This window comes from Winogradskyella sp. MH6 (assembly GCF_022810765.1).
Lineage (GTDB): Bacteria > Bacteroidota > Bacteroidia > Flavobacteriales > Flavobacteriaceae > Winogradskyella.
The window spans coordinates 3,454,805-3,480,078 of the sequence record NZ_CP094494.1; the positions used below are offsets into that span (position 1 = coordinate 3,454,805).

The window sequence follows — 25,274 nt, forward strand, 5'->3', positions numbered from 1 at the left end:
ATGATAACTCCTGAAAACGCTAACAAATTATTTAAAGAATTTATTGCCAAGGAAAAGTTCATAAAAGAAGGATCTTATCCTGGTATTTCAGATGAGAAACTTAAACCAACACTAACAGAAAAAATAAATAGTGTTGCCAAAGATTTTCAAAAAGTTTCTCAAAGTAAAAAGCCTAAAAAAGAAAATTATCTCAATGTCATAAAAAGTGGATTAGCTAAGTTTCCTGAAATTGAACTTGGTTATGATTCAGAAGACAGAGAGCGTATTTGCTCTTATTTTGAAGAGCTTATGGATATTGTAAATTTAGAAAGTTCAAACGGATTATTAAATAAATTCTACTATGGTTTCAATCCAAACAATTAATATGTCAAAATATAAATTATTACTACTAATTCTTTTTTTGGGGAGTTCGCTAAACATCATAGCCCAAGAAGAAACAAAAGATTATAGCAAAAATGTGGCTACATTAGATAGCACCATTGAAACTCTATACACAGTCATTTCTGGCGATAAAGGTTTTGAACGCGACTGGGCCTTATTTAAACATTTATTTCATAAAAATGCAAAGCTAATTCCTACTGGTAAGAACAAAGAAGGAAAACAAATAGCGCGCTACATGACTCCAGACGATTACATTAATAGCTCAGGAAAATGGTTAGTGGAAAACGGATTTCATGAAGTTGAAATTAACAGAAAGGTACAAACGTTTGGAAACATTACACAAGTGTTTAGCACTTACGAGTCTTTTAAAAATAAAGACGATGATAAGTCTTTTATGAGAGGTATTAATAGTATTCAGTTACTAAATGATGGCGAACGTTGGTGGATTATCAATATTTACTGGATGCAAGAAACCGAAGAGAATCCAATTCCTGAAGATTATTTGCCAAAGAATTAATCTTATTTTTATCAAAAGTAAAAACAACATCATGCTAAAAACACTCAAATTCAATTTCATTCTAGTTCTTGCACTAGCTTTTTCTTTCCAAAGCTTTGCCCAAGATAAAACAGAAAAAGCAACACCTATTTTCAAAGATGGAGAAGCTCAAATTGTTGAAGCCTTCAATAATCCAGAGAAATGGGTGCATCACGATCTTTGGGTAGAAACCGAATTTGATACAGATGGTGATGGTGATTTAGACAGAATGCATGTTTCTGTTACCAGACCAGAACAAACAGATACCGAAGGTTTAAAATTACCTATCATCTATGTTACAAGTCCATATTTTGCAGGAGTGGCTGGAGATACACCAGGCATTATGTGGAATGTAGAAAGAGAATTAGGTGGTAAATCTGAGCCTCGCACGCATCCTGAAGTAAAAAGACGTGCAGCACCTAGACCAATGATTTCGTATTCTCATATCAAAAAATGGTTACCTAGAGGCTACATTGTTGTACACTCATCTTCACCAGGAACAGGATACTCTGATGGTGCGCCAACCTGTGGTGGTCCTAATGAATCTTTAGCACCAAAAGCCGTTATCGATTGGTTGTGTGGAAGAGCAAAAGGTTATACTGAGCGAGATGGTAAAAAAGAAGTAAAAGCCTATTGGTCTACCGGAAAAGTAGGTATGACAGGTACTTCGTATAACGGAACTTTACCTCTAGCTGCAGCAACAACTGGTGTTGATGGTTTAGAAGTTATTATTCCTATTGCGCCAAACACGTCGTATTATCACTATTACCGTTCTAACGGTTTGGTACGGTCTCCTGGTGGCTATTTGGGTGAAGATATTGATGTACTTTACGATTTTATTCACAGTGGTGACGAAGAAAACAGAGCTCATAACAACAAAGTGGTTAGAGATACTGACATGATGAACAATATGGATCGTCAATCTGGTGATTATAGTGACTGGTGGGCAGCCAGAGATTATCTTAACCAAATGGACAATATGAAAGCTGCATTGTTGATGTCTCACGGTTTTAACGATTGGAATGTAATGCCAGAACACAGCTACAGAATCTACAAAGCTGCAAAAGAGAAAGGACTTCCTGCTCAGATTTATTACCATCAAAATGGTCATGGTGGACCACCTCCAATTTCAATGATGAACAAATGGTTTACTAAATATCTTCATGGTGTCGATAATGGAGTTGACGAAGAAGAAAACAAGGCGCATATCGTAAGAGAATACGATGATCCTTCTCAACCAACAGCATACAAAGATTACCCTAACCTTAATGCACAAGATGTTGTTTTACACCTTGATGCTGGCGGAAATACACATGGATTTTTAACACCTGACAAACCTAATTCTGAAACAACAGAATCTTTTGTAGATGATGTATCCCTTTCAGGTTCAGATCTTGCTAAAGCGAAAAGCTCTGAACATAGACTACTCTACATAACACCAAAGTTAAAGAAAGACATTCATATTTCTGGCGTTCCGAAAGTGAGTATTACATTATCTAGTAATAAACCAGCAGCTAACCTAAGTGTTTGGTTGGTGTCCTTACCTTGGGACGATAATGCTTCAAAAATTACAGATAACATTATAACACGTGGTTGGGCAGATCCTAAAAACTACAAGTCAATATCTGAAGAAGAAGATTTAAAACAAGGTGAATTTTACACCGTTAATTTTGATTTACAACCAGATGATCAAATTATAAAAGCTGGGCAACAAATTGGTTTAATGATTTTTTCTAGCGATAAAGAATTTACAATCCATCCAAAACCAGGTACAGAATTAACAGTCGAGTTACATAAAACCACTTTAACAATACCTATAGTAAATGGTGAAGAAATGTATAGAAAGTTTGTAGATTAATTTTTGTCCTCTAACATAGGTACAAAACGAAATTCACCAAACTCGTGCTTTTCAAATTCTTTCGGCCCTTTTCTTATGAAAAGGGTCATTGTTTGTACATCATCTCCAACAGGAATTACAAGTCTGCCTCCTATTTCTAGTTGGCTTAACAACGGATTTGGCACAAAAGGCGCACCGGCAGTTACAATAATACTTTTAAAAGGAGCTTCTTTTGGTAAGCCTTTGTAACCATCGCCAAAAATTAACTTCTTAGCCCTATACCCTATTTTTGGTAAAAATTTAGATGTTTTTTTAAACAATTCCTGCTGACGCTCTATACTGTAAACCTTAGCACCAAGTTCTATTAAAACAGCACATTGGTAACCACTACCTGTACCGATTTCTAGGACTTTGTCTCCAGGTTTTATTTGTAATAATTCAGATTGAAATGCCACAGTATAAGGTTGAGAAATCGTCTGATCTGCTGCAATAGGAAATGCCTTATCTACATAAGCATGGTCTATAAAGCCAGAATCCATAAATAAATGTCTTGGTATTTTACCAATGGCATTTAATACAGCTTTATCCTTTATTCCCTTTTTAATCAGAGTGTCAACAAGTTGCTGACGCATTCCTTTATGCTTAAATGTATCTTTCAAATCTTAGTTTAGTTTCAGGCTAAATTACTTCAAACAAAAGCAAAATGCAATTGCAATTTTCAATTATTGAATTCTCATTTTTTTAGATTCTCTTTCTTAAATATCTCGTTCAAATCAATTATTTTTGAAAAAAACAGAAAAACATGCTAAAAGCTGGTGTTTTGGGTGCTGGTCACCTAGGAAAAATACATTTAAGACTTCTCAATCAATCCGAAAAATATGAGCTAGTTGGTTTCTATGATGCAGATCCTGAAAATGCAAAACGCGTTGTAGAAGAGTTTGGGTATACCTATTTCGATTCTATTGATGCATTAATAGATGCTGTAGATGTTGTAGATATCGTAACTCCTACCCTTTCTCATTACGATTGTGCCAAGCAAGCTATTAAAAAAGGAAAACATATTTTTATTGAAAAGCCAATTACAAATACTGTTGAAGAAGCTGAAGCTATAAGAACTTTAGTAGCAGAACATAGTGTAAAAGGACAAGTTGGTCATGTAGAGCGTTTTAATCCTGCATTTATTGCAGTGAAGGATAAAATAGAAAATCCTATGTTTATAGAAACACATCGTTTGGCTGAATTTAATCCACGTGGCACAGATGTTCCTGTGGTATTGGATTTAATGATTCATGATATAGATATTATTCTTAGCGTTGTGCAGTCGCCTGTAAAACATGTTTCTGCAAGTGGTGTTTCAGTAGTTAGTGATACTCCAGATATTGCAAATGCTCGTATTGAGTTTAAAAACGGATGTGTTGCAAACCTTACCGCAAGTCGTATTTCTTTAAAGAATATGCGCAAAACGCGTTTTTTCCAAAAGGACGCTTACATCTCAGTAGATTTTCTTGAAAAGAAATGTGAAGTCGTAAAAATGAAAGATGCACCAGAAAATCCAGGTGATTTTGATATGATTCTTCAAAATGCTGAAGGTGTAAAAAAGCAAATCTATTTCGACAACCCAGAAATTGCAGGTAACAATGCTATTTTAGACGAACTTGAAACATTTGCAGATGCCATTAACAACAACACAAAGCCAATTGTAACACTGCATGATGGCACAGAGGCGCTACGTGTTGCCACAATGATAATTAATCAGTTTTAATTCCCGTGAAAATGGGAATCTCACAATAAAAAATGAATTAAATAAATAAATTCCCTCTTTCGTGGGAATGAAATAAAATTTCAATGAAAAATATAGCAGTTATAGGAGCAGGAACAATGGGAAACGGAATTGCCCATACTTTTGCTCAATCAGGATTTAAAGTAAATCTTATAGATATTAGTGAGGCGTCTTTAGAACGCGGTTTAGCTACAATTTCTAAGAATTTAGACAGAATGGTAGCTAAAGAAAAAATCACTGAAAACGATAAAGCAGAAACCTTAGGAAACATTACAACATTTACAAACACTGTAGATGGTGTTAAAAACACTGACCTTGTGGTTGAAGCGGCTACTGAAAATGTAGATCTAAAACTAAAGATTTTTAAGCAGCTTGATGAAGCTTGTGATGAAGCTACAATTTTGGCTACAAATACATCTTCAATCTCAATAACACAAATTGCAGCTGTAACAGCTCGTCCAGAGAAAGTAATTGGTATGCACTTTATGAATCCTGTACCAATCATGAAATTGGTAGAAATTATTCGTGGATACAATACAAGCGACGACGTTACAAATACCATTATGGAGTTATCTAAAACACTAGGTAAAGTCCCAACTGAGGTTAACGATTATCCTGGTTTTGTAGCCAACCGTATTTTAATGCCAATGATTAACGAGTCTATCGAAACTTTATATAATGGTGTTGCTGGTGTTCAAGAAATTGACACTGTAATGAAATTAGGAATGGCGCACCCAATGGGACCATTACAATTAGCAGATTTTATTGGTCTAGATGTATGCCTTTCTATCTTAAATGTAATGTACGACGGCTTTAAAAATCCTAAGTATGCTCCTTGTCCATTGTTAGTTAACATGGTACAAGCAGGCAAATTAGGGGTAAAGTCTGGTGAAGGATTTTATGATTATTCAGAAAGTCGTAAAGCAGAAAACGTATCTAAGCAATTTGTTTAATTCTTGTATCTAATGTGATTTGACTTGTATCAGGATTTTTGTGATTGTATTGCTTTTTGTTTCATGCAAACAGAACAAACCAGAGCATAACTCTACTACAGATAGACAAGCCAAAGAAACCATTGAAGAGAGCAGCAACAAAACTGACAAAAAGAATTACAAAACACTATTTAGTGAAAACCCGGAGTTTCTAGCCAAAGGGTTTGATTTTCCTGTAGGAAAACCAAATGCTCAAGGATATTATAATGCACAAAAGTTTCAAGAAAACAACCATTTAGGTGATGATTGGAATGGCGTTGATGGTGGTAATTCAGATTTAGGTGACCCAATTTATGCTATTGCAAATGGTTATGTAACAGTTGCTAAAGATCTTGAAGGTGGTTGGGGAAATGTGGTACGGATTATTCATTTATACGAAGGAAAGCTATACGAATCTGTGTATGCACATTGCGATTCTATTTATGTAGAACAAACTAAATTTGTAACCAAAGGTGATAAAATTGCAACCATTGGCAATTGTAATGGTGCGTATTACGCACATCTTCACTTGGAAATTAGAAATTCTGTAGATTTGGATATTGGAGGTGGATATTCAACCGACACCACTGGTTATCTTGACCCAACTAAGTTTATAAATAAAAACAGATAGAAATTGGCTAAAATAATTCCATTCAAAGCAGTAAAACCTACAAGAGCCATTGTTGGTCTTGTCGCTGCACGTCCTTATCAAAGTTATACCATAGACGAGAGGGAATCTAGAATGGGTTATAATCCTTACAGCTTTCTTCATATTGTAAATCCTGGATATAAATACGATCGGGAAGTTACAGGCGAAGAGCGTTATAAGCTTGTAAAAAACAGATACGAAGAGTTTAAAGAAGATGGCATTTTTGTTACCGAAAAAAAACCATCCCTTTATGCTTATAAAATTGTAAACAGACACAAGCAGGTATTTAACGGTATTATAGCTGCAACTAGTACCGAAGATTATGAAAAAGACATCATAAAAAAACACGAAGATACTATTGCAAAACGCGAGCAGACGTTTAAAAACTATCTTCAAACCGTCGGTTTTAATGCAGAGCCTGTACTTCTAACCTATCCTGATAATGCTATTATTTCAGAAATCATTAAAGAAACCCAAAAAGGTCATGCCGAATTTGAGTTTACAATGACCTATAGAGATACACATTATTTATGGAAAATTGATAATGAGGAAACTATAGCTAAAATTCAACAAGAATTTAAAAAAATGGAAACCATTTACATTGCAGATGGTCACCACAGATCCGCTTCCTCGTATTTATTATATAAAGATGAAAAAGAAAAGAATCCAAACCATAATGGCTCTGAGTCTTACAACTTTTTTATGTCGTATTTAATACCTGAGTCAGATCTAGTAATTCAAGAGTTTTGTCGATTGGTTAAAGATCTCAACGGACTAACAAAAGAAGAATTTTTAATAAAGCTAGATGCTGTTTTTAGAATTGAAAACAGAGGCTTAACTCCTTACAGTCCTTCTAAACCGCATCATTTTAGCATGTACCTAGATGGCGAGTTCTATTCGCTTTATTTGAGAAAAGCGAATTATAGTTTTGAAACTTCACTCGATAAACTTGATGCACAACTCTTGTACAAAACAATTTTAGAGCCTATACTAGGCATACACGATTTACGCAATGACAATAGAATTGAATACGTGCACGGCAAACACGAAATGATTACGATAAAAACCAGTGTAGATAGTGGAAAGTTTAAAGTTGGCTTTGGCATGTGTCCTGCAACTGTACAACAACTAAAAGAAATTGCAGACGAAGGTCTTACTATGCCACCAAAAAGCACTTATATTTTGCCTAAACTTAGAAGCGGAATTACAATTTATGAATATTAAAGAAAATCTAAATCACATAAAATCAAGCTTACCAGAACATGTCACTTTAGTTGCTGTTTCAAAAACCAAACCTGTAAGTGATTTAATGGAAGCTTATAATGCTGGTCAGCGTATTTTTGGCGAAAACAAAATTCAGGAAATGGCTGAAAAGTATCAACAAATGCCAAAGGATATAGAATGGCATATGATTGGTCATGTACAGCGCAACAAAGTGAAATACATGGCTGATTTTGTGAGCTTAATTCACGGTATTGATAGTTTTAAGCTACTCAAAGAAATTAATAAACAAGCTAAAAAGTGTAATAGGATTATAAATTGTTTGCTTCAAATTAAAATAGCCGAAGAAGATAGTAAATTTGGTATGTCTAAAAATGATGCCTCTACCTTACTACAATCGGATGAATTTTCAGAATTAAAAAACATCAAGATTGTTGGTCTTATGGGAATGGCAACATTTACTGATGACATAACTCAAGTTGAAAGCGAATTTAAGTTTCTTAAAACCACTTTTGACCAACTTAAAACTCAAAACTCAGAACTCAAAACTCTAAGTATGGGTATGAGTGGTGATTATAAACTAGCCATTGAGTGTGGCAGCACTATGATACGCGTAGGAAGTAGTATCTTTGGTGCAAGAAATTATAATTAAAAACTAAGTCTAAATTTAAAATATCTAATACCAAAAATTTACGCAATACTAGACATAGAGACTACTGGTGGTAAATACAATGAAGAAGGCATTACAGAAATTGCTATTTATCGTTATGATGGTCACAAAGTAACAGACCAATTTATTTCTTTAGTAAATCCTGAAAGAGAAATTCAGCCTTTTGTAGTTAACCTAACCGGCATCAATTCTAACATGCTAAAAAATGCACCTAAATTCTATGAAGTTGCAAAACGTATCGTAGAAATTACAGAGGATTGTATTATTGTAGCTCATAATTCAGATTTTGATTATCGTATTCTAAAAACTGAATTTAAGCGTTTAGGTTTTCCATACAAAAGAAAAACCTTATGTACTGTAGAGCTGTCTAAACAACTCATTCCAGACATGGAATCTTATAGTTTAGGAAAACTTGCTAGAGCGCTTGGTATTCCTGTAAGCGATAGGCATCGTGCTAATGGAGATGCTATGGCTACAGTAAAACTTTTTAAAATGCTGCTTAATAAAGACTTAGAAAAAGTAATCATTAAGAGTACAGTAAAGAACGACAAAAAGCCAAAAATAGCTTCCAATCTCAAGAATATCATTGAAGAATTACCTACCGAAACAGGTGTGTACTATGTACACAATGATAAAGGTGAAATTATCTACATCGGAAAAAGTAACAACATTAAAAAGCGAATCACACAACACTTTACCAATAAAAACTCTAAATCTAAAAAAATACAAGCCTTAGTTAGCGCTGTTACTTATGAAAAAACAGGTAGCGAACTGGCTGCACTTCTTAAAGAAAGTGCAGAAATAAAGAAGAATAAACCTATTTTTAATCGTGCCCTTCGCAGAACCATTTTTACACACGCACTTTACAGTTTTACTGATAATAATGGCTATATAAATTTAAAAATAGACAAATCTAATATTGAAGAAACTCCTATAACAACTTTTAGTACAAGGCCTAGTGGCAAACACTTTATCCATAAGGTAACAGACGAATATAATTTATGCCAAAAACTTACTGGTATTTATTCTACAAAAACAAGTTGCTTTAATTACGAAGTAAAAGAGTGCTTAGGAGCTTGCGTTAATGAAGAACCTCCTTCAGAATACAATAAAAGAGTGAATGCGCTAATAGAGAAGTACAGCTATGAAAACAAAGACATGCTTCTTATTGACAGAGGCAGAGATGTGGACGAAAAAAGCGTTTTTCTAATAGAAAATGGTGTTTTTAGAGGTATGGGCTTTTTTGATTTAAACCATCAAATAAATAACCGAGAAATTTTAGAATCGCTTATTACGCCAATGGAAAATAACAGAGACACACAGCATATCATACATAGTTATATGCGTAGAAACAAAAGGCTTAAGGTGATTCACTTATAAGAATATAGTTAGTTTTTGTATTTTTAAAACGTGGAATCAGAAAACAAACATAACTGGAGAACCAAACTACATGAAATAATTTATGAAGCAGATACACCTGCTGGCAAGTTATTTGACGTTGTTTTACTCATAGCAATTCTTGCCAGCATAATTTTGGTTATGCTCGAAAGCGTAAGCAGTTTTGATGAAAAACACCACGATTTATTGAATATTGGAGAATGGATTATCACCATTCTATTTTCTATTGAATACATCCTAAGAATTATAACCGTAAACAAGCCTATAAAATATATTACCAGCTTTTATGGAGTTATAGATTTACTATCTACCATACCTAAGTATTTATCCTTATTTTTTGCTGGAACTCATGCGCTAGTAGCTTTACGCGCACTCCGTTTATTAAGAATTTTTAGAATTTTAAAATTAGCTCGTTATCTAGGAGCTTCTAACCAGCTAGCAAGTGCGATTAAAGCAAGTAGAGCCAAAATTTCGGTATTCTTATTTGCGGTACTTATTGCCTCTGTAATTTTCGGAACCATTATGTACATGGTAGAAGGCGCAGATAGCGGCTTTACCAATATACCAAAAAGCGTGTATTGGTGCATTGTAACCATGACAACTGTTGGATTTGGTGATATTGCACCAATAACACCATTAGGACAGTTTATTGCAGCTATTATTATGATTATGGGTTATGGAATCATCGCAGTACCAACTGGTATCGTTTCTGCTGAATATACCAAAGCTTCTAGTAGTGGAAACAAGAAAGTATCAAATGAAGAACACGAGCAATTAAAAACTGTTGTCTTAAATTCTCAATGTTGTATAAACTGTTTGGCAGAAAAGCATCAAGATGATGCCATATATTGCCATAAATGTGGATGCAAACTTCATCATGACTAAAACCCTTATTTCTATAGTTGGCCCAACAGCCATTGGCAAAACTGCTTTAAGTATAAAACTAGCTCAGCACTTTAAAACCGAGATTATCTCTGCAGATTCTCGTCAGTTTTTTAAAGAAATGAATATTGGCACTGCTGTACCTTCAACAGAGGAACAACAAGCAGCAAAGCATCATTTTATTCAGCATATATCTATAAAAGATAATTATAGCGTCGGCGATTTTGAACGTGATGCCATTTCAAAAATCTCTGAAATTCATAAAAAAAACGATGTTGCTATAATGGTTGGTGGCTCTGGTCTTTATGTAAAAGCTGTAACCAAAGGTTTAGACAACTTTCCTGATGTAAATGGTAACATTCGTTTAGAGTTAAATGAAAGATTAAAAAATGAAGGACTAGAAGCTCTTCAAAAACAATTAAAAGACTTAGATCCTATAGCATACAACTCCATTGCAATAGATAATCCACAACGCTTAATAAGAGCTTTAGAAATTTGTATTGGTACAGGAAAACCCTATTCTTCATTTTTAACCAACCCAGAAAAGAACCGAAATTTTAAAACCATTTCCATTGGTTTAGATGCTGAACGATCTATAATCTACGACAGAATTAATCAACGTGTAGATATTATGGTGAAAAATGGTCTGTTAGAAGAGGTTAAAGCACTTTTACCATACAAACACCTTAACGCATTAAACACCGTTGGTTACAAAGAACTTTTTAAATACATTGAAGGTGAATGGGCACTAGACTTTGCCATTTCAGAAATTAAGAAAAATACCAGACGCTTTGCCAAACGCCAACTCACTTGGTTTAGAAAAGATCAAGCTATTGCATGGTTTGATTATACTTCTGATATAAACAGCATAATCAAACATATTGAAAATCAATCATAAAAAAATCCGATACAAATGTATCGGATTTTTAACTATATATTAAATTTTGCTATTCGTTAATCACCAATCTAAAACCTTCTCCGTGAATATTCAATATTTCAACTTTAGGGTCTGGTTTTAAGTATTTACGTAATTTGGCAATATATACATCCATACTTCGAGAGGTAAAATAGTTATCATCTCTCCAAATTTTTGTCAACGCCAATTCTCTTGGCATTAAATCGTTTTCATGTAACGCTAATAAACGTAATAATTCGTTTTCTTTTGGTGATAATTTTGTTGGCTCACCACCATCAAATTTTAAGAAACGAAGCTTAGAATTGAGATCAAAACGACCAATCTTAAATTCAAACTGTTTACTATCTGCAACAGAATCTGTAGCCTTACGCTGCATAATTGCTTTAATTTTCATTAACAACACCTCGCTATCAAAAGGCTTGTTTAGATAGTCATCTGCACCAACTTTATACCCCTTAAGCACATCTTCTTTCATTGCTTTTGCGGTTAAAAATATAATTGGTACGTCTGTATTTTTTTCTCGTATTTCTTTAGCCAATGTAAATCCGTCCTTATAAGGCATCATTACATCTAAAATACATAGATCGTAATCGTCTTTTTTGAACTTTTCAAAACCTTCCATTCCATTTTTGGCATGGACTACGTCGTAATCGTTCATCATTAAATAATCTTTTAAAACGGTCCCAAAATTTGGATCGTCTTCTACCAAAAGAATTTTCTTGTTTTGCTCTTCCATGATTCGTTTTTATGATATTAACGGTAGCTTTATTATAAAAGTACTACCCTTTCCTTTTTCACTTTCTACTGATATGTGACCTTGATGGTCGTCTATTATTTGTTTTACATAGGCTAATCCGAGCCCATGTCCTTTTACATTATGTACATTTCCTGTGTGTTCTCTATAAAACTTTTCAAACACACGCTTAGCCACTTGTTTAGACATTCCGTTACCTTGATCGGAAATTTTTAAAATAACACTGTTTCCTACATTCTCTGTATAAACGTCTATTTTTGGCTCATCATCTGAATACTTAACAGCATTATCTAGAATATTAACTATAACATTTGTAAAGTGAGACTCATTTGCTAAAACTGAGGTTTTTGTTGCATTGAGATGTGTTTTTACATAGCCTTTTCTATCTTCTACAATTAACTCAATATGAGTAATTGCATCTTCCACTAAGTCGTGTAACTCTAGTCTTTCCTTACTTATGTTAAGCTCATTTTTTTCTAGTTTAGATATTCGTAATACATTTTCTACCTGTGCATGCATACGCTTGTTTTCATCCTTAATCATGCCCAAATATCGCTTCACTTTATCCTGATCTGCTATGATTTTAGGATTTTTAATAGCATCCAAAGCTAAGTTTATCGTCGCTATTGGTGTTTTAAACTCGTGCGTCATGTTATTGATAAAATCTGTCTTTATCTGAGATATTTGACGTTGTCTTATCAATTGATAAATTGCGCTAGAGTATGCCAAAATGATAACACCTGTAAATACTATAGACAACACAATCATCTTAAGTATTGAAGACAACAAAAACTTTTTTCTATCCGGAAAATCTACCCAAAGTCTATAGCTACTTTCGTTGTTAGTATCCAAGAAAATTGGTATCCCAAAATAAGCATTGCTTTTATTAAAGTTTCTTGTCTGTACCTTGGTTGCCAAGTCATCATCATAAATAGCAAACTCAAAATCTAGATTTATACCTTCATCCTTAAGCTGCCTTCTTAGTAAAGTTTCAACTTGTAAGGCTGTAACTCTTTTGTAAATAGGCACTTCTTTCAACAATGTTTTAAACGTATCTTCATAAGCCTTCTTATCTATATCCGAAAGATTAGAAAACTCTACTAAAGTTTTTGTAGGCTTAATACCTTGATTACCGTCTATTGTTGATCTATCAAAGTACTCTGTTGTACGCTCACTAGTAAAATTACTTATATCTATACTGTCTGTATCAATTTCAAAGAACAATGAAGGCACCTTAAAGCGCTCTTCTAAAATAGTATTACGGTGAATGATGGTTTGATCGTTGACCTCATCTTCTGTCGTAATATACAATTGTCTTATAGCAGTGGAATCTGGCTCTCTATTATTTGCAATATAAGGTTGAATTAAGGCATAGAATTTCCCAATCTCATAATCTTGAATGTCTCTAGACACAAAGCTTAATGCTCTGGTTACACTACGAGTAAAATTCTTTTCTTCATTCTCTAAACTATTGTTGATAAAGAACGATTGCACAAAAATTATACCTATGAGCGATAAGCTCATTAAAACCACCAATAAGATGAATAGTTTTTTACTCATCAGCCAAATTTAACATTTTAACATTTAGCATAAATTATGTTTAACCTTACATTAACAATCGTAATCTTACTTAGATTTAGATTTTTGCAGTAATTCTTTATGGATAAGTTGTACCTCTTTCTTAGCGTCTTCAAGATCATTGTTATGAATAACAAAGTGTGATTTTTTTACCTTCTCTTCATCAGAGAGTTGATTACCAATGATAGATTCCACTTTTTGTCTTGTAGAACCATCGCGCTTCATAACACGCTCTATTCTTAAATTTTTATCTGCTACAACTGTAATTATGTAGTCATATTGGTATTCTAAATTGTTCTCAAAAATTATGGCGGCTTCTTTTATGATATAAGGTGAATCTTGCTTTTTTAGCCAACGCTTAAAATGTGAAGCTACTTTTGGATGAACAATAGCGTTCATTTTTGATAGTAGGGTTTTGTCGTTAAAAATTTTGGAAGCCAAATACTCTCTATTCAATTTACCGTCTCTATAAGCAGCATCACCAAAAAGAGATGAGAGCTTTCGTTTTATAACTTTAGAGCGGTTCATTAAAGCCTTTGCTTCTTTATCTGCAATGTAAACAGGTATGTTTTGAGACTCAAACCACTTTGCAATGGTAGTTTTACCACTTCCTATTCCCCCTGTTAAACCAACTATTATCATACTATAACCTTATGAAATCAATTCGTTTTTGCTTTATGTTTATTCGCTTAATAAACTCTGGCATTTTGGTTATCTTAGGAACAAAATAAGCCTGATTATCATTCACCTGACTATAATCGCACTCAACAATAAAATCGGAAGAATCTATTAAGTTAAAACTTTCTAAATCTACGTAATAAGATAGCAATACTGTTTTAGGGAAATAGTTAATAAGCACATTTTGTGGCTTGTTAATTATTGTCAAAGGCACCTCAATCTTACCTTCAGTAAAACGCTTAACTTCGGCTTCAACATTTATAGATTTTGGAAATACTTCAATATTTTCAATATCATCTAACTTAAGAGTTGTATTAATATTTGTATTAACGTCAGTTAACTTTAATTCATTAGTCACAACAGATGTAATATCTTTTATTTCATCTTTTGGCCCAACAATTTTTACACTATCCTGACTAAGGGAAAAATCACCTTTGATATCAAAACCTGTAGTATAACCAATATTAGTTTTTAACTCGACAGGCACAAACTTAGATGCCCTTTTAGAATAAGGGATATGTAATGTTTCGGGCTTTAATGAACGTATTTTATAAGATGATCCCAACTGCTCTTCTAATAGATAACTATTTTTTTGCACCTCAAAAACTAACTCATCAGCATTTGTAATAACATCTTCATTTGCATTTAATAGAATCGTTTCTGTATTATTAAAAATGAAAGGAACAAGTGCAAAGCCTTTAGCTTCTACCACAGTTTCAATAACATTAGACGTATCTTCTTTAATTATTATTTCTTCCGCTAGGTCTGTAAACTGTATTTTGAGTTTTATAAGTTGATTATAATCACTTGAGAGTTTAGAAAAAATTAAAAAAATAAATGCAATACCGAAAAAGATTCCGAAACGGTTAATATTTCGTTTTTTTAGGACATCTAATATGTTAGATTTTTTCTTAGAACACATTTTACTTAAAGAATAGATATGGAAAAGCTTTCTCTGGCTGTTTTCCTAATACTACGATATTGAATGTAGATTTTATAAACCCATAACCGTAACCAAAAAACTGAACCAAAATAGCTACTAAGGACAACACAGCTACTATTAAACTTTTACTGCTTATTAGAGCTAATATAAAAGCAACAGCAAAATAAAACACATATAAATATAATGGTAACATAAAATTAAACAAACCAAAACCAATAGCCACTATTAATCCAAAGGAAAAAAAAGTAGGCAACCAATAGGTTAAACTTTTAGATTTAGGATGCCATTTATTGAGTATTGGCCTTACCATACCAAATTTGTTAACCTGCTTGTAAAATTTAGACCAAGAAATACGACGTTTGTGATATACAAAAGCATTTTCTATTAAGGTAGTTTTAAAACCTAACTTTAATAGTCTTAGAGACAAGTCTGGGTCTTCACCTGGATGTATTTTACCGAATCCGCCTGTTTTTAAAAAAGCCTCTTTAGATAATCCCATATTAAAACTTCTGGGTTGAAAATCTTCAATTTGCTGTTTTCCGCCTCTTATACCACCTGTTGTAATAAAAGATGTCATTGCAAAATTAATTGCCTTTTGAAGGTCTGAAAATGATTGATGTGCTCCATCTGGACCACCAAAACAATCATAATATCTATTTGAAAGAAAACTGTTTACCTCTACCAAATAATTTGATGGTAGAATAACATCGGAATCTAAAATGATAAAGTAATTTCCTTTTGCATGTTTCATCCCAAAGTTTCTAGAATCTCCAGGTCCTGAATTCTCTTTAAAGTAATAGGATATATTTAATTGACCTTCAAAATTATTGATTATGTCCTCTGATTTTAAAGAAGAACCATCTTCTACAATCACGATTTCATAATCTAAATTTCCTTGCAAACCTTTAAAACTCTCAAGTAATTCTTTAATTTCTTCAGGTCTGTTGTATACAGGAATTATAAAAGAAAAAGATAATGTCTTCATAGCTACAAAAGTAACTAAAGAAAATACAAAAGCCACCTGTACAGGTGGCTTTTGATAAATTTATATTAATCTAAATTATTGCTTAATCACTCTTACAGTTTTAGTAATATTAGCAATAGTAACTTTCACAAAATAAGTACCATCTTGTAAGCTAGACATATCCAATTCACTATTAACAGTGTTTGGGGTAGCTCTTAATACTTCTTGACCTAACATATTATACATTGTAACATTCTCAATAGTGTTTTGAGCATTTAATCTTAATGTATTTTTTACTGGGTTAGGATAGTAAGTAAAAGCTGCCTCATCTTCAAAGCTAGCTGAAGAAAGCGTTGCGCTAAATGCAGATACTTGGAAATTAATTATAGCATCTCCACTATACTCCCATACTCTTACGTATACTGTTTGATCTGCTAAACCATCTACTGGCTCTATAACAACTTGAGAATAATTACCGTCAGGAGAATCATCATCATCACACTCTAATAGACTTAAAGAACCGCAGGTACCAGTGTAAACAGCCATACCACTATCTCCGCCATTTCCAGTAGGATCAGCATTGGTTTCTATTGTTAAATTTCCATCAGATGGAACCGTAACAGCATACCAAACATCTCCACCATTTCCTGTACTATCAGTTGGGTCATAAGAAGCACAGCCTGGTAATGGCAATTCACCAGATCCAGTTGCACCTGCATTAGTCTGCCCTGTAAGAGGGTTATCTTCAAAAGTTCCGCCTGGAGTTAATGCAATTGCACCATCACAATTATCATTTGAAGGTGGGCAAGCAACTTGTGTTAAAGCTGAACTTGATTGTGTACAACTAGCATCATTATCATCTACAACAGTAATAATAACATCTGTTCCATTAACGTAAGGTCCAAATGTTAATGTTGTAACACCTGTAGCAGGTTGGGTAGGACTACCTTGGTCATCACTTACTGTTAAGTCTGTTGCTGATCCCATATCTGTAATATCAACTTCAAGATTAAAACCACCAGAAACATCACAATCATTAATTACCGTATAAGCAACCGTAGCATTAGTGCAAGTATTTTCAGTAATATCTATAGTGTAAGCTGTAGTTTGTGGAGCTGCCCATGTAGAGATTACAAAATAATATGTTGTACCATTAGTAACTGCCACATCATCTAATGCTATATCACCACCTGCAAATCCATTCACACCACCTTCTGCACAAGCTGTACCAATATCAGCACAATCTGTATACATAAAAATACCCGTATATGTACCCACACCTGATAATAAAACGTTAATTGAACCATCTGACGTAGCTGTGTATGAATATACCACATCATTACCATTTAAGTAATTGTTAGTACTTCCACATCCCGTAGCTCCTGGAGAACCATCATAAATGTCATTATAGCTAGCTGTATCTCCAGAATCATTATATGGTAAGGATCCAACTACCAATGGATCTGAACAATCATCTCCAGGCGGTGGGTTACCTGTTGAAAAACTCCATTCAGAACAAGGACCTGTTGCTGGTGTAAGTCCATTGTAAGGTACAACAGACCAATAAAGTGTAGTGTTAAAGGCTACTCCAGTAATATCAACATTTGTATCTGTTGACCCTAACAACCCTAAAGATGTTAAGGCTCCTGAAGTTTCTCCAAAGAAAATCTCGTAATCCGTAGGTGCTGGCCCAGAAGAAGGAGCAGTCCAACTTATATTTACAGTACCTCCTGTAACATCAGTTGCCATGTTAGCTGGAGAAATTGGTGCTTCTGCACAGTTTGGTGCCGCTGGAGGTGTAAATTCTTGAATACAAAAATCATCTGTAGTTAATGTTTGAAAGCTATCTTTCCAAATTGCCATTCTGTAGTTAGTAGAAGGCATTAAAACTAAATCAACACTAGCTGGCATTGCTGCACAAACAATCTCAGTTCCTCCACATGAGTCTAAGATGACATACTCATTATTAGAACCAGAATTTGAAATAGTTACACCACCAGATGCTGTAGTTGTAAATTCATACCAAAAACCTCTATTATCACCTGTAGCATCACAAGAACCAGTACCTCCGATATTTGGTGCTGTAGAAAAATCAATAGTAAATGGAGTTGCAGTACTACAATCAGCCTCAACTGTAGCCGAAATTGGAGAGATACATGATTCTCCAAGGTTCGGTTGGGTCCATTGTACAGTTACATAACCACTATCTCCTGCTCCACCACCACAATTAGATTGAACATATATATCATATGTTTCGCCTGGGGTTAATCCCATTAGTGTTAAAGAAGGAGTTGTCATTACCGTACCAGATGTTCCACCACCTCCTTGAGCGTATGGAGATACACCATATTCATACGTCCAATCTGTTTCAGAACCACCAGCAGTCCATGAAATATCTGCATCAGTAGTACTTGTTGCGGAAGCCGTTAAACCGAGTGGATCTGGACATGACGGCGGTGTTGCAGAAGTAATTGTTGGTGATTGAAAACAAAAACCGTAGTTCCAATCCGTACCATTTGGATTATCATCATAAGATATACGGTATCTAAAACCAGAAAGCTGAGTTGCTGTAAACGACGCAATATTCAATATATCTGACGTGTAAGTTACAGGCGTACCACTACAAAAATCATCTGTTATTGTAGTTGTTGTGCCTAATGCGTCAAAATTAGTTCCCCAGTTAACCCAAGTCGCACCATCAGCATCCCAATATTGAAAAACAAGTTCATCATCAGCTAAGTAATAATAAACATAATCAGCAGAAACAGTTAACCATGTTTCACCTGCTGTAAATGCGGCTGTTAAATCTATGACTGGAGATTCTGCAGCAATATCATCATCACTAGGATTACCTGCATCATCATCGTCATACGCAAAATTTGAAGTTACTGTTGGATCAGCTTCAAACGCTGTAGGATCCGAATTGTATGTTCCCGTAATAGTCCAAGCTGCATTAGGCCAACTAGCATTTTGATTAAGTGTTTGTGCAACACCTACAAACGACCCTAGCATGAACATTATTACAAAAACATTAATTGTAATTTTTTTCATATAAACATTTATTTTAAGTTAGTAATATGTTAAAAATATGTCAATATTTTACAATATACCTACTCATTATTTACTAATCGACAAAAAACATAAAACATCGCCGTAATACATGTTGGTACTATTTAATTATAACACCAAAATCTTTTTAGTAAAACTTTTATTATCTCTAATAATTTTTAACACATAAACACCTGTATCAAAATCTCTTAGAATAAGGTTTGTAGAGTTATTAATTATGTTAAAGACTGAGCTATAAGATTGTATTTTTCTACCTCCAACATCATAAAGCTCAATAGTCTCAGAACCATTTGTATTTGTTATAGTTATTTCATTGTTTGTAACAGGATTTGGGTAGACATGCATATTAAGATCAAAATCATCAACACTTAACGAACCATAAAAATATGGCACAGCAAAATCAAATGTGTCTCCTGCAATCTCATGCCCGATAAATCTTCCTGGTATATCGTCTGCAGGTGGGTGTATACCGCCCCAAATTCTACTTAAACTCGTTTGATCTGATGCATCTTTGTATGTAGCCCATTGTAATACCACATCAACTGAAGGTCCTTCTTCAAATTCTAAAAACTCATTAGCTTTTGCTACAAACTCACCTAATCCACCTGGAAAGAATTCACTACCTGTCATCATGGTCATTAATTCTGAAGCAGTTCTAGAAAAAGTAGAGTGACCAGAAACATAGCCTGCAAACGGAGGGGTTACAAAGGTTGGTCTTTGATATGGGTACCAATCCTCTGCTAAAATCCAGCCAACTCCTGCCTGATCGGTTTCTGTATCACCTATAAAATCATGGCCTTTCCATGTGTAAAGTTTTATCTTTCCAACATGTTGATTTGCAAATCCAGCTAACGGATCACCTGCTTCAACAACTTCAATATAACCATCTATCAATTCTATTCCGCCTACATGGTAATTATCTAAAGTGTTATCTGTACTTTGTCCACGTTCCGCCATAGAACGTATTGCAGAAATTGGTCTTATATAATCATACCAACCCTTTACACTCCAAGCAGAAACAGCAGCATCATGCATGCCTCCACCTAAAATAAAATAAGCTTTAACATCCCACTCTAAAGGATCTAATACATCTCCCTGACCTTCAAATCGCTTTTCAAACATTGGGTGATCATTTACATAATTTAGTATCGTGAACCAATGTCCTGGTGGAGTTTCTGAACTTGGTCCATCAGCCCAAAACTCGGCTAGCACTCTAGTGTAATCACCTCTTGGCACCATATTAACCTCATATGGATTACCGGTTACAGGATTTATTGAATATCCGTTACTATTGAATCCACCATCAAAGAAATTATAAAAGTTAGGATATTCTGTATAACTGGTTGGGAAGTTACTTATATCAACATTACCTATTGAATTTGGTGAAATATCCCACATAACACCGTCTGCTTGATCTAAATGGGATTGCCATACCGACACCATAGAAAATCCCCATTTATAGGCATCACTTGCTGCATTTTCTTCTGTTAAACTTATGTAAGGAGGATCTGTAGGGTCGTGAAACACGTGGTAATTATTCCCTTCTCGCTGATAAGTAACTCTATCTTCTTCAGTAAGAGCAAAACCATATACATTTCCCCATTCAGGACTTAAAAATGGAGGTACATTGCTATCTATAATATTTCCGCTTTGATCAATAAAAGATTCTAAACCTAAAGGTTGCCAACGGTTTGGGTCTTGAATAGGCGGATTATTATTATCATCTAATGCATAAGCCTGATTTGCTGGTTGATAATACGCATTATCATAGCCTGTTGCCTCCCTAGAACCATCCTGCAGTCCATAATCTATTATTGACTGTGCTATAAAATTACCTAGTGCTGCAGCATCCCCATCTTCATACATTAAAGATGTATTATTGATATCGTAACCCAACTTCTCCATTAACAAATCAAATCTTGCTTGAGTTTCTTCAAGTCCTGGAGAATACTGAAAACGATGAGTCATCAAACGATACATGGCATAGCTGATAGCCTTACTTACCGAAGTGTCCAAATCTTCATTTGGCGTAAAATCTTCTAAAACAGTGGAAAAACCATGAACTGTATTTCCTATAAAATAAGGAGTTGCAATATCGTCATAGATTGCCCAAGCATCATACATTGCAATACCAGTGTGAAATAAGTTTCTTGCATGTACTGTAGGCCTTGCAAAATCTTTTCTAATGGCTTCCAGCAAAGCTTCATTCCATAATCTTGAAATTGAAATATCTTCTGGCAGATTGTCAACTCCTAGCTCCACATCTATTGCTACTTCTTGACTGGAACACTGATCGTCTGTTTCTGTAATAGCAACGCTTCCAAATTCTTCTAAATGCCACCTAACAGTTATTGAATTTGTTCCCTGACCACTTACTAATTCACCACCAGAAACAACCCAATTTGCAGTAGAACCAGCGGCAATATTATAAGTATAAGTTTCCGTTCTTAAAAAAGACGAACTTGTATTACCAACAATAGTTTGAGAAGGCAAATACATACATGAGCCATCATCTAATGTTGCATCTGGATTGTAGTTACAAGACGAAGGATCTGTACATCCATAAATCTTTTGACTTGGTTGAATACTTAAAACCTCTAGACCACTACCTTCGGTTAATTTTACAGTAGTGTTTGAAGATAAGTTAGGATAATTTTCTACTAGTCCTGATGGCCATTTTACCTCTAAACTTAAGATTTCGCTTGTACCGTTTAAGCCAAAATGTATTGCTTTTAGACTTTGCCCCAAAAAGCCAACTCCCGTATAATAACGCTTTAACGTTCCGTTGGTAGTTGTTAATGTTAATGTTGTCCCAATTGCATCTCTGTTAGATGTTGTGCCTTGCAAATGAACTTTAAACCAATTTAAATTTGTTTCAGTATCATCGAAGTTTAAAAGTTTATTTTCATAAAAAATGATTGAACCATCACCATTTGTAATTAATAAATCTGAATCTCCATCATTGTCATAATCAAAATCTAAAACCTCAACACTTTCAGTGCTCCCATTAACACCTATCTCTACGGAAGCATTTTCAAAGGTTGGTTGTCCTTGACTATGAAGGTTTCTGTAATAGACATTTTGCTCTGGTCCATTACTCTCAAAACCATTAGCAATAAACAAATCCTCATCACCATCTAAATCGAAATCTGAAAATTTTGTTCCCCAAGCCCAACCTGTGTCTGAAACACCATAAGTAGTTGAAACATCAGAATAATTATTAGATCCATTATTTTGAAAGAGTAAATTTTCATCTATTCCTGTGTTGAAAAAATCAAAATCACCGTCATTATCAAAATCTCCTATAGCCAGACCTTTACCATCAATCATATTATCTAATCCATAGGTAACTGCCTCTTCAGTAAAAGAAGTACCATTTTGATTGATGTATAGATAATTTGAATCCTCAGGATAGTTGGTAACGATTACATCCATCCAACCATCATTATTTATATCAAAAGGAAATGAAGTGTAACTACTACTTGACGTTGTTTCTGTAAGACCTAATTCTGCAGTAACATCCGTAAATGTATTGTTACCATTATTTTTATATAAGGAGTTTGAGCCACAATAACCCCAATCTGATATATAAATATCTAATAGTCCATCATTGTCATAGTCAAACCAAGTTGCACCTGTGTTTATACAATCATTGGTTGCGCCAAAACCCGAAATTTCGGTAACATTGGCAAACGTACCATTACCAAGATTTCTCCATAATTGAACCTTTAGAGAGTAGGTTAAAAACAAGTCTGGAAAACCGTCATTATTATAATCTCCCCAAGATGCACTATACTTATAGCCTTGTTGAGCTAATGAAGATTGTACATCTTCTTCTGCTGTAAGTAACTCAACCAAACCTGATGTTTCTGTTACATCAGTAAATGAACCATCATTATTATTTTTATATAAACGACTATAACTAGTTACATCTTCAGAATTCTCAATTGAGTTTGCCACAACAAAAATGTCTAAATCATTATCCCCATCGTAATCTGCAACTGCAACTCCATTGTTATTTTGTAATATTCCCAAGCCAACAAGACTTTCTATTCTTTCAAAAGATTGGCCAGAAATAATACTACTAAATAAAAACAAACAAGCTAAGGGGTAATATTTATTCACGAATAAGGGTTTTAATTTTAAATATAGTTTATTGCTTTTTAGGATAAAATTAACACAAACAACAATCGATGAAACGGATAAATCTACGACAAAAGACTTTGAAACATCTAACTATTTCTTAATCAACTTTAAAGTTTTGACATAGTGGTTATTGAACTTTAATTTACAGAAATATAAGCCTGATTCTAAAAAACCTATATCAACATCTAATTTAACACCATCATTTACTTTATTTATGATCGTTTTTCCTAATTCATCATAGATTTCATACTCATTTATTTCTTGTGAGGATATAACTAAAAGTTTATCTGAAATAGGATTTTTAAATTTAACAGCTGGTACAAATTGGTTTTCATAAACAGATAAAGTAGATCCTTCTACTATATTTAATGTTTGGTTGACCGAAACATCATAAAAAACATCTTGCATACCGCTTAACCAAGTAACCTTTACATAATCTATTGTTGTACCTGAACCTACCCCAAAAAACTCAGATGCGCTGTTCTGACCTAGATATCCTTCACCACAAAGTGTATATCTGTATTGTTTTAGCCCATTAACACTAATTTCAATCGTAGACCCTATTCCTTGCCTATTACTAACTGTACCTTCTAATTTTACCTTTAACCAATTGTTTGAAGTTGTAGTAAGATTTTTCCATAAAAACAGGTCTTCATTACCCGAATTACTCACTACGATCTCGGGATACCCATCATTATCTATATCGCCTATGGCATTTGCATAACTTTCAAGGTTGTCATAATTAAAGCTACCATTACTAAGTAAAGAAAAGGTATCATTTGTTAGGTTTTCATAGAAAGCTGCCGACAAAAATCCAGGAACAGAACCATCAGAAGCTCCACTAACATAAAGATCTAAATCACCGTCATTCTCTGCATCTAAAAACACAGAACCCCAAGCTGTACTATTAAAAGTAGTTCCCGAAACCAATGCCATATCTGTAAAAGTTCCATTTGCATTATTTTTAAAAAGCACATTACCATCTGGTCCGTTTGTAATGTATATATCAAACCAACCATCATTATTATAATCACCTATAGTTGTACTCATAGCATCTATTGACACATTAGTACCAGAGGATTCTCCTACCTCAGTATATGTTCCGTCACCATTATTATGATACAACAGGTTTTGCGTTTGAGTCTTATCATTGGCTACGTATATATCTTGCCAACCGTCATTATCGTAATCAAAAAATGCTGAACAAAATGATAAATGACTTCCATTACCAATCCCAGTAACATCACTAACATTAGTAAAAGTTCCATCTCCATTATTTTTAAACAGATAATTTGGAATCTGAAAATTAACATCCCTATTGCTTAAAAAGACATCTAAATAACCATCATTATTATAGTCTCCCCAAGAAGAGCCATAAGTAAATATATTTGGCACTGGCAGACCTGACGAAGTAGTAACATCTGTTAATGAGTTGTTATTATTTTGATAAAGCCTATTGCCTTCTGTATCACTAGTTACATACAAATCATAGTCTCCGTCGTTATCATAGTCGACCCAAATAGGCTGCCTTTGTTGATATGTATTATTAGGCACTAGGCTTGTTTCTAGAATAAAGAATCCACCAGATGTATTTTTATAGATTAATAGGTTTTGAGAATCTTCTGTGGCTAATGTTATATCATCCCAACCATCATTATTATAGTCAAAAAAAGAAATACCACCTCCCAAGTCTATTATACCACACGAATCACCTACTCCACGCGCAGAAGCCTGATTTTGAAAATTTATTTGCGCACAAATTGATGAACATAAAAAAAAGAAAACTACCTGAGTTATGTAATTTGCAAACCTATACATTGAATAGCAATTTTACCCACCATCTAAACATAAGGTATTATCATTTGTTTAACAAAAAAAGCGCAACTTTTTTAAAGTTACGCC

General features: G+C 34.0%; 20 protein-coding genes. 11 read left to right on the forward strand and 9 right to left on the reverse strand.

The genetic code is table 11. The features are described 5' to 3' along the window. Genes MST30_RS15535 through MST30_RS15545 form a run of 3 tightly spaced genes read left to right on the forward strand, consistent with a single transcriptional unit; the run spans position 1 to position 2,774 of the window. The gene (locus tag MST30_RS15535) at positions 1–363 is read left to right on the forward strand and encodes a DUF4844 domain-containing protein (protein WP_243472328.1); all 363 of its coding nucleotides are present in this window, start codon (positions 1–3) and stop codon (positions 361–363) included. Between the two features lies 1 nt (position 364). Next, positions 365–898: a hypothetical protein gene (locus MST30_RS15540; protein ID WP_243472329.1), complete on the forward strand. Its 534-nt coding sequence runs from the start codon at positions 365–367 to the stop codon at positions 896–898. A gap of 31 nt (positions 899–929) precedes the next feature. Beyond that, positions 930–2,774 carry a Xaa-Pro dipeptidyl-peptidase gene (locus MST30_RS15545; protein WP_243472330.1) on the forward strand — a complete coding sequence of 615 codons (1,845 nt, stop codon included), beginning with the start codon at positions 930–932 and terminating at the stop codon, positions 2,772–2,774. On the opposite strand, the gene MST30_RS15550 is transcribed toward MST30_RS15545, so the two are convergent. Continuing rightward, the gene (locus MST30_RS15550) at positions 2,771–3,412 is read right to left on the reverse strand and encodes a protein-L-isoaspartate(D-aspartate) O-methyltransferase (RefSeq protein ID WP_243472331.1); all 642 of its coding nucleotides are present in this window, start codon (positions 3,410–3,412) and stop codon (positions 2,771–2,773) included. The two genes, MST30_RS15545 and MST30_RS15550, sit on opposite strands and share 4 nt — an antisense overlap. A 143-nt stretch (positions 3,413–3,555) precedes the next feature. Here MST30_RS15550 and MST30_RS15555 point away from each other — a divergent pair, with 143 nt between their 5' ends. From MST30_RS15555 to miaA, 8 genes are all read left to right on the forward strand, one after another. Then, positions 3,556–4,515, forward strand: a complete 960-nt coding sequence (locus MST30_RS15555; protein ID WP_243472332.1) for a Gfo/Idh/MocA family protein — start codon at positions 3,556–3,558, stop codon at positions 4,513–4,515. Positions 4,516–4,598: 83 nt separating this feature from the next. Beyond that, positions 4,599–5,486, forward strand: a complete 888-nt coding sequence (locus tag MST30_RS15560) for a 3-hydroxybutyryl-CoA dehydrogenase (RefSeq protein WP_243472333.1) — start codon at positions 4,599–4,601, stop codon at positions 5,484–5,486. Between the two features lie 40 nt (positions 5,487–5,526). Continuing rightward, a complete protein-coding gene (locus tag MST30_RS15565; RefSeq protein WP_243472334.1) occupies positions 5,527–6,135 on the forward strand; it encodes a M23 family metallopeptidase in 609 nt (202 codons plus the stop codon). A 3-nt stretch (positions 6,136–6,138) separates the two neighbouring features. Next, positions 6,139–7,377 carry a DUF1015 domain-containing protein gene (locus tag MST30_RS15570; RefSeq protein ID WP_243472335.1) on the forward strand — a complete coding sequence of 413 codons (1,239 nt, stop codon included), beginning with the start codon at positions 6,139–6,141 and terminating at the stop codon, positions 7,375–7,377. Next, on the forward strand, positions 7,367–8,026 hold the full coding sequence (locus tag MST30_RS15575; RefSeq protein ID WP_243472336.1) for a YggS family pyridoxal phosphate-dependent enzyme: 660 nt from the start codon (positions 7,367–7,369) through the stop codon (positions 8,024–8,026). The genes MST30_RS15570 and MST30_RS15575 overlap by 11 nt, the downstream gene beginning before the upstream one ends. A 36-nt stretch (positions 8,027–8,062) precedes the next feature. Continuing rightward, positions 8,063–9,424, forward strand: coding sequence for an exonuclease domain-containing protein (locus MST30_RS15580; RefSeq protein WP_243473887.1), 1,362 nt, complete (start codon positions 8,063–8,065; stop codon positions 9,422–9,424). A gap of 30 nt (positions 9,425–9,454) precedes the next feature. Beyond that, positions 9,455–10,327 carry an ion transporter gene (locus tag MST30_RS15585; RefSeq protein ID WP_243472337.1) on the forward strand — a complete coding sequence of 291 codons (873 nt, stop codon included), beginning with the start codon at positions 9,455–9,457 and terminating at the stop codon, positions 10,325–10,327. Next, on the forward strand, positions 10,320–11,222 hold the full coding sequence (miaA, locus tag MST30_RS15590) for a tRNA (adenosine(37)-N6)-dimethylallyltransferase MiaA (RefSeq protein ID WP_243472338.1): 903 nt from the start codon (positions 10,320–10,322) through the stop codon (positions 11,220–11,222). Before MST30_RS15585 ends, miaA begins: the two co-directional genes overlap by 8 nt. Positions 11,223–11,271: 49 nt before the next feature. Here miaA and MST30_RS15595 read toward each other — a convergent pair whose 3' ends face one another. The 8 genes from MST30_RS15595 to MST30_RS15630 all read right to left on the reverse strand — a co-directional run bounded on the left by MST30_RS15595 (position 11,272) and on the right by MST30_RS15630 (position 25,190). Beyond that, positions 11,272–11,976, reverse strand: coding sequence for a response regulator transcription factor (locus tag MST30_RS15595; RefSeq protein ID WP_243472339.1), 705 nt, complete (start codon positions 11,974–11,976; stop codon positions 11,272–11,274). Positions 11,977–11,985: 9 nt separating this feature from the next. After that, positions 11,986–13,554: a sensor histidine kinase gene (locus MST30_RS15600; protein WP_243472340.1), complete on the reverse strand. Its 1,569-nt coding sequence runs from the start codon at positions 13,552–13,554 to the stop codon at positions 11,986–11,988. A gap of 66 nt (positions 13,555–13,620) precedes the next feature. Next, complete coding sequence (gene coaE, locus MST30_RS15605) at positions 13,621–14,214, reverse strand: dephospho-CoA kinase (RefSeq protein ID WP_243472341.1); 594 nt, start codon at positions 14,212–14,214, stop codon at positions 13,621–13,623. A 1-nt stretch (position 14,215) separates the two neighbouring features. Then, positions 14,216–15,172, reverse strand: coding sequence for a CdaR family protein (locus tag MST30_RS15610; RefSeq protein ID WP_243472342.1), 957 nt, complete (start codon positions 15,170–15,172; stop codon positions 14,216–14,218). Between the two features lies 1 nt (position 15,173). After that, the gene (locus MST30_RS15615) at positions 15,174–16,178 is read right to left on the reverse strand and encodes a glycosyltransferase family 2 protein (RefSeq protein WP_243472343.1); all 1,005 of its coding nucleotides are present in this window, start codon (positions 16,176–16,178) and stop codon (positions 15,174–15,176) included. A gap of 75 nt (positions 16,179–16,253) precedes the next feature. Then, positions 16,254–19,208 carry a T9SS type A sorting domain-containing protein gene (locus MST30_RS15620; RefSeq protein WP_243472344.1) on the reverse strand — a complete coding sequence of 985 codons (2,955 nt, stop codon included), beginning with the start codon at positions 19,206–19,208 and terminating at the stop codon, positions 16,254–16,256. A gap of 126 nt (positions 19,209–19,334) precedes the next feature. Next, positions 19,335–23,351, reverse strand: a complete 4,017-nt coding sequence (locus MST30_RS15625) for an FG-GAP-like repeat-containing protein (protein ID WP_243472345.1) — start codon at positions 23,349–23,351, stop codon at positions 19,335–19,337. 111 nt (positions 23,352–23,462) lie between these two features. Next, on the reverse strand, positions 23,463–25,190 hold the full coding sequence (locus MST30_RS15630) for an FG-GAP-like repeat-containing protein (protein ID WP_243472346.1): 1,728 nt from the start codon (positions 25,188–25,190) through the stop codon (positions 23,463–23,465). Between the last annotated feature and the right edge of the window lie 84 nt (positions 25,191–25,274).